Raw genomic sequence first — 6551 nt, forward strand, 5'->3', positions numbered from 1 at the left:
GGGGAGAGGGAGTCTAGCGGATGATCGCCGATGTCGTGTTCGATCTGCCGCTCGACCATCCCTTCTCGTATCTCGTTCCCGGCGCGCTCCAGCTGACGCCCGGCCAGCGCGTGAGCGCGCCGCTCGGCGGCCGCGGCACGCGCGTGGGTGTGGTCGTCGCGCTCCGCGACGGCGATGCCGCGGGCCTGCGTCCCATCCAGCACGTCGTGGAGCCCGCGCCGATCCTCTCGGCGGGCGGCCTCGAGCTCGGCCGCTGGATCGCCGACGAGAGCCTGTCCTCGTGGGGCTCGACGCTCCTGGCTCTCCTACCGCCGCCGCCGCCGCCACGCTCGAAGCGCGCGGAAGTCCTCGCCCCGCCTCTCGAGCCGGCACGAGGCGCCGCGGCACCGGCGCCGGAGATCTGGATGGACGCGGGGCGCGAGGAGCGTCTGGTCGCGGCATTGGGAGACGCGCCCGGCGGCGCGCTCGTGATCGCGCCGGACACCGACAGCGCGGCGCGGTGGGCGCGGCGCCTCGACGCGGCCCGCCTCGACAGCGGCGCGGGCCCCGCGGAGCGGCGCGCGACGTGGTTTGCCGCGGCCCGGGGGCGCGCCCGCGTCGTGGTCGGCACCCGCGGGGCGCTTCTGGTGCCGCTCCCTCCGCCGGCAACCCTCGTGTTGCTCGACGAGCAGGACCCCGCCCACAAGCCGCCGGGGCCGCCGCGGCTTCACTCGCGCGACATCCTGCTCCGCCGAGCGGCGCTCGACGGCAGCCGCCTGATCATGCTCGCGGGAGCGCCGTCGGCCGAGGTCTGGCAGAAGTCCGTAGCGGGCACGGTCACGCGCGTGGCCAACGGGCCGGCGCCTTGGCCCGAGGTGATCGCCTCCGACACGCGCGGCATCCTCCGCAATCATCCGCTGACGCTCCCGCTGACGCGCGCCATCGAGATCATGTCGCGGGCCGGCAAGAGCGTGGCGCTGATCGTGAGCCGGTCGGCCGGAGCCATCGGGTGCAACGACTGCGGCGCCGTCCTCCGCTGTCCCGAGTGCGGCGTGGCGCTTCAGCTCCGCCGCGATCGCCGCGGGATCGCGTGCAGGCTGTGCGCAAGAAGTGATGCCCTGCCCGAGCGCTGCCCAGGCTGCGGCGGCCACCGCCTCCAGCCCTTCGGCTGGGACGCCGAGCGCGTCGAGGCCTCGGTGCGCCGCCGCTTCCCTCGTCTGACGGTCTCGCGAACCGACCCCGGCGCCCAGGTGCAGGTCGGCACCCCCGCGCTCCTGCGCGGGGCGCAGACGCGCCCGTGGGGCGCCGTCGGCTTCGTCTGGTTCGACGGCTTTCTCCGCGTGCCGGACTTCCGCGCCGGCGAGCGCGCCTTCCAGCTTCTCTGGTCAGCGGCCGAGGCGGTCGGCGCGGGCGGCCGGCTCATCGTCCAGACGCTCCACCCCGACCACTACGCCGTCGCCGCCGTGCGCGGCCAGGACCGCGACGCCTTCTACCGGCAGGAGCTGGAGTTCCGCTCCGAGCTGGGCTACCCGCCCTTCCGACGCCTCTGTCACGTCTCGGCGCGCGGCAAGACGGCCGCCGACGCCAAGACGCTGATCGAGGAGGCCGCGGGCGCCCTCGCCGGCATTGAGGGGCTGACCGTCTATCCCCCCATGGCGCTCGGCGCCCCCGGGGCCACCGCGGCGGCGCGCATGCGCTCCGTGGTCAAGGGCCCGGACGATTTGCCGCGTCTCGTCTCCCAGGCGCTCCGCCCCTTTCTCGAGCGCGGACGACGCTCGCACGGTGTGGTAGAAATAGAGATGGACCCGGTCAACTCCTAGGAGGCTCACGCACGTGGCACTGCTCGAAGTCAAGCTCTACGGCGACCCGATGCTCCGGCGCAAGGCCGCGCATGTGCGCGAGGTCACGCCGGAGCTCCGCCGGGTGATCGGCGACATGGTCGAGACCATGTACCACCAGGTCGGCCTCGGCCTGGCCGCGCCGCAGGTGGGCTTTCCCTATCGCCTCTTGGTCATGGACGACGGCAAGGGCGGCGCCCGCGCGCTGATCAACCCCATCATCACGAGCCGCAGCGGGTCCGTCGTGGACGAGGAAGGCTGCCTGTCGCTCCCAGGCATCTTCGCCGACGTCGAGCGCAGCAAGTCCATCACCGTCCAGGCGACGGACGATGACGGCCAGCCCTTCGACCTCGAGGCCACGGGCATGCAGGCGCGCGTCATCCAGCACGAAATGGACCACCTGGAGGGCGTCCTCTTCATCGACCTCCTCTCGCCCGTCGCGCGCGACCGCATCAAAAAGCGGATCCAGAAGCACGGCTTCCCCAAGGAGAGGCGCTCTCGAGCCTTCGCGCTGTAGTGCGAGCCGAGACGCGGCCGAGCTGCCGCAGGCACGAGCGCGTGGCAGTTCGAGGTGAGCGCCAGCGGCGCGAGCCGAGAGCTGATTCGAACGCGAGTTCCCAATCCAGATGAGAGTTCTCTTCTACGGGACGCCCGAGTTCGCGCTGCCGACGCTCGAGGCCCTCCTCGAGCGCCACACCGTCGCCGCCGTCGTCACCCAGCCCGACAAGCCCGCCGGCCGCGGCCAACATCTCCAGCCGCCGCCTGTCAAGGATCGCGCCCTTGCCGCGGGCCTTCCGGTGCTTCAGCCGCCGAGACTGCGCGATCCCGGCTGGCCGGAGCGGCTGGGCGTGGTCGGCGCCGACATCGCCGTCGTGGTCGCCTTCGGCCAGATCCTCCCCAAGGCCGTGCTCGACGTCCCGCCGCGCGGCTCCATCAACGTCCACGCCTCGGTCCTGCCGCGCTACCGCGGCGCCGCGCCCATCGCATGGGCCATCATCCGCGGCGAGACCGAGACCGGCATCACGACCTTCCAGATGGATCCCGGCATGGACACGGGCGACGTGCTGCTCTCCGAGTCCACGCCCATAGGCCCCGGGGAGACCGCGGGCGAGCTCTCAACGCGGCTCAGCCAGATCGGCGCGCGCGTGATGATCCGCACGCTGGAGCAGCTGGATTCGCTGACGCCGCGGCCCCAGGACCACTCGCAGGCCACCATGGCGCCGCGGCTCAAGAAGGAAGACGGCTGGCTGCGCCTTGCCGAGCCGGCGCGCGACCTCGTCAACCGCGTGCGCGGCTGCAATCCCTGGCCCGGCGCCGCGGTGATGACGCCAGCGGGCCGCCTCCTCATCTGGCGCGCCGCCACCGTGCCGCACCCGAGCGACGCCGCGCCCGGCACGCTCGTGGAAGGCCCCTCACCCCAGCCCTCTCCCCAGAGGGGAGAGGGGGCCGAAGGGAACCCTCTCCCCCACCGAGGAGACGGGGGCCCAAGGAACCCTCTCCCCCACCGAGGAGAAGGGGCCGGAGGGAACCCTCTCCCCCATCGGGGGAGAGGGCAGGGTGAGGGGGCGCTCTGCATCGCCACGGGCCAAGGCCTGCTCCTGCCCGTCGAGGTTCAGCCCGAGAACCGCAAGGCCATGGCGTGGGAGGACTTCCTGCGCGGCGCGCGACTGCCGCCGGGCGCGCGAGTCACGGAGATCGGCGCGTGAGCCCGGTGCTCCGCGTGGGCCCCGTCTCACAGGCGCGCTACGAGGCGCTCCGCATCCTCGTGCGCGTCGAGGAGGACCGCGCCTTCGCCGACATCGTGCTGGAGCACGCGCTCGAGCAGGCGCGGCTCGACCCACGCGACGCTGGGCTCTGCACGGAGCTGGTCTACGGTACGCTCCGCTGGCGCCGCCATCTCGACTGGCGCCTCGGCCCGTACCTCAACCGCCCACTCGACAAGCTCGACCCCTGGGTGCGGTCGCTGCTCCGCCTGACCGCCTACCAGGTCTTCTTCCTCGATCGCGTGCCGCGCTGGGCGGCGGTGGACGAGGCCGTCAGCCTGGCCAAGATCAAGTCCAAGAGGCCCGGCCCGCCCGAGTTCGTGAACGCGGTCCTGCGCGCGCTCACGCGCGCCACGGGTCTGCCGCCGCTGCCCGCGTTGCCAAACGAGGCCATCGCCGTGCGCTGCTCCTTCCCCGACTGGATCGCGGCGCGCTGGATCGCCCGCTACGGCCCAGAAGAAGCCGAGGCGCTCATGCTCGCCTCGAACGAGCGCCCGCCCACCACGATCCGCGTGAATACACTGCGCATCACGCGGGACGCGCTCGCGGCGCGCCTGCGCGACGAAGAGCTGGCCGAGACGCGCCCGACCGCGCTCGCTCCCGAGGGGCTCACCGTCGAACGCGGCGCCGTCGGCCGCTGGACCGCCTTCACCGAGGGCTGGTGCACGATCCAGGACGAGGCGTCCATGCTCGTGGCGCGCCTCCTCGACCCTAAGCCGGGCGAGGTCGTGGCGGATACCTGCGCGGCGCCCGGCACCAAGGCGACCCACATGGCCGAGCTGATGCGGAACCGCGGCCGCATCGTCGCCATGGACCCGCAGGCCGCGCGGCTCAAGCTGGTGGGCCGGGCGACTTCACGGCTGGGCATCAACATCATCGAGCCGCACGTCGGCGGCGCGGCGGCGCAGGTGGGCCGCTGGCGCGGCAAGTGCGACCGCGTGCTGGTAGACGCGCCCTGCTCCAACCTCGGTGTCCTCCGCCGCAACCCCGACGTCAAGTGGCGCCGCACCGAGGAAGACCTGCGGCGGCTCCAGGACAAGCAGAAGACGATCCTCGCCGCCGCGGCCGCCATGGTGAAGCCCGGCGGCCGGCTGGTCTACGCGACCTGCTCGCTCGAGCCGGACGAGAACGAGGCCGTGATCACGTCCCTGCCCGACTACGGCGCGCACTGGCAGGTGGACCCGCCCGAGGGCTTCCCCGTGGCGCTCGACGCCGCGGGCTATCTCCGTCTCCTCCCCCACGTGCACGGCACCGACGGCTTCACCGCGATCAGACTCCGGAGGCTCCCATGACGGCACCAGTCGTCCTCTACGAAAAGACCGGCCGCATCGCCCGCATCACGCTCAACCGCCCCGACAAGCTCAACGCGATCAACGACGTCCTGCCGCGGGCGCTCCGCGACGCGGTGGGCGAGGCCAATCGCGACGACGCGGTCCACGTCATCGTGCTCTCGGGCGCGGGGCGGGCCTTCTGCGCGGGCTACGACCTCGAGATGTACGCCGAGAAGCCGCGCCCCGTCGCCTACAGCCAGGACATGCCGTGGGACCCGATGGTGGACTACGCCGGCATGAGCGCGAACACGGAGTGCTTCATGAGCCTCTGGCGGAGCTTCAAGCCGGTGATCTGCAAGGTCCACGGCTACGCCGTCGCGGGCGGCAGCGACATCGCCCTCTGCTCGGACATGATCGTCATGGCCGAGGGCGCGCGGATCGGCTACCCGCCGGCGCGCGTCTGGGGCTGCCCGACCACCGCCATGTGGATCTACCGCGTGGGCGCCGAGCGCGCCAAGCGCATGCTGTTGACCGGCGACCTCGTCACGGGCCTCGAGGCGGCGCGCATGGGGCTCGTCACCGAGGCGGTGCCGGCCGCCGACCTCGACGCCGCGGTGGAGCGCTGGGCGGAGCGCATGGCGGGCGTGCCCAAGAACCAGCTCATGATGCAGAAGCTCATGATCAACCAGGCCTACGACAACATGGGGCTCGCGACGACCCAGATGATCGCGACCATCTTCGACGGCATCACGCGCCACAGCCCGGAGGGCTTCGCCTTCAAGCAGCGCTGCGAGGCGGTCGGCTTCAAGCAGGCCGTGCGCGAGCGCGACTCAGGCGCGCCCATCCCGGGTTCGTGAAGTTTGCGGGCGCGAGGTCATTGGAGTAGGGTCGAAATTAGAGGAGGGCCCCATGGAAACCTTCATCGCCATCGACATCGACAAGGTCGAGCGGCTCCTGCTCACCGACGGCTGGCACCAGGTCAAGGACGGCTCCTTCCTGGTCGGCAACTACGGCTTCGTCCGAGGCCAGACGGTGATCGTCAACGCCATCGCGATCAAGGGCAGCGCCTCGCACTGGGTCCGCTGGACGGAGCCCGAGGGCAAGGTGCTTGCCTGTCCGCTAACGGCCGTGCTGGCGCTGGGATCGTCGGCGCCGGCTTCTTAGGAGGCCAAGATCATGGGCGAGTTCAAGCGCATCAAGATCCGTGTAAGCGCGGAGAGCGCGGGGATGCTCCTGCCCGAAGACCAGATCGCCGGCGTCTGCAGCGCGCTCCGCGAGAAGCTCACGGCCCTGGACTTGGCCGTGCTGGTGCTCGAGCCCGAGGAGGAGCCGCCGGTCGAATTCCCGGAGTCGCTCGCGAAGGAACTGGACTGAGTCCGGCCCAGCATACCGATCTCGGCGGCCCGAAGTTTGCTGGTGCCGGGCCGATGGAGTAAGGTCGTGTCGAGTGGTTGTTCGAGGTGCAGCCGAAGGCGAGACGAGGGCTGAGTCAATCGTTCGAGGTGCAGCCGAAGGCGAGACGAGGGCTGAGTCAATCGTTCGAGGTGCAGCCGAAGGCGAGACGAGGGCTGAGTCAATCGTTCGAGGCGCAGCCGAAGGCGAGACGAGGGCTGAGTCAATCGTTCGAGGCGCAGCCGAAGGCGAGACGAGGGCTGAGTCAATCGTTCGAGGCGCAGCCGAAGGCGAGACGAGGGCTGAGT

At 71.6% G+C, this 6551-nt stretch carries 8 protein-coding genes; all 8 read left to right on the top strand.

What is annotated here, in order from left to right:
* Window positions 1-20: 20 nt before the first annotated feature.
* On the top strand, window positions 21-1799 hold the full coding sequence (locus Q7W02_17565) for a hypothetical protein (GenBank protein MDO8477970.1): 1779 nt from the start codon (window positions 21-23) through the stop codon (window positions 1797-1799).
* 13 nt (window positions 1800-1812) lie between these two features.
* Window positions 1813-2334 (top strand): peptide deformylase, encoded by a 522-nt coding sequence (gene def / locus Q7W02_17570; GenBank protein MDO8477971.1) that lies wholly within the window; start codon window positions 1813-1815, stop codon window positions 2332-2334.
* A gap of 109 nt (window positions 2335-2443) precedes the next feature.
* On the top strand, window positions 2444-3523 hold the full coding sequence (gene fmt / locus Q7W02_17575; protein ID MDO8477972.1) for a methionyl-tRNA formyltransferase: 1080 nt from the start codon (window positions 2444-2446) through the stop codon (window positions 3521-3523).
* Entirely contained in the window at window positions 3520-4872 is a 1353-nt protein-coding gene (gene rsmB / locus Q7W02_17580) for a 16S rRNA (cytosine(967)-C(5))-methyltransferase RsmB (GenBank protein ID MDO8477973.1), read from the top strand. Before fmt ends, rsmB begins: the two co-directional genes overlap by 4 nt.
* Window positions 4869-5708, top strand: coding sequence for a crotonase/enoyl-CoA hydratase family protein (locus Q7W02_17585; GenBank protein ID MDO8477974.1), 840 nt, complete (start codon window positions 4869-4871; stop codon window positions 5706-5708). The genes rsmB and Q7W02_17585 overlap by 4 nt, the downstream gene beginning before the upstream one ends.
* A gap of 52 nt (window positions 5709-5760) precedes the next feature.
* A complete protein-coding gene (locus Q7W02_17590; protein ID MDO8477975.1) occupies window positions 5761-6015 on the top strand; it encodes a hypothetical protein in 255 nt (84 codons plus the stop codon).
* 12 nt (window positions 6016-6027) lie between these two features.
* Window positions 6028-6225 carry a hypothetical protein gene (locus tag Q7W02_17595; protein MDO8477976.1) on the top strand — a complete coding sequence of 66 codons (198 nt, stop codon included), beginning with the start codon at window positions 6028-6030 and terminating at the stop codon, window positions 6223-6225.
* Between the two features lie 77 nt (window positions 6226-6302).
* On the top strand, window positions 6303-6551 hold a 249-nt coding region (locus tag Q7W02_17600; protein ID MDO8477977.1), incomplete at its 3' end, for a hypothetical protein.

It is taken from the genome of Candidatus Rokuibacteriota bacterium (assembly GCA_030647435.1).
Lineage (GTDB): Bacteria > Methylomirabilota > Methylomirabilia > Rokubacteriales > CSP1-6 > AR37.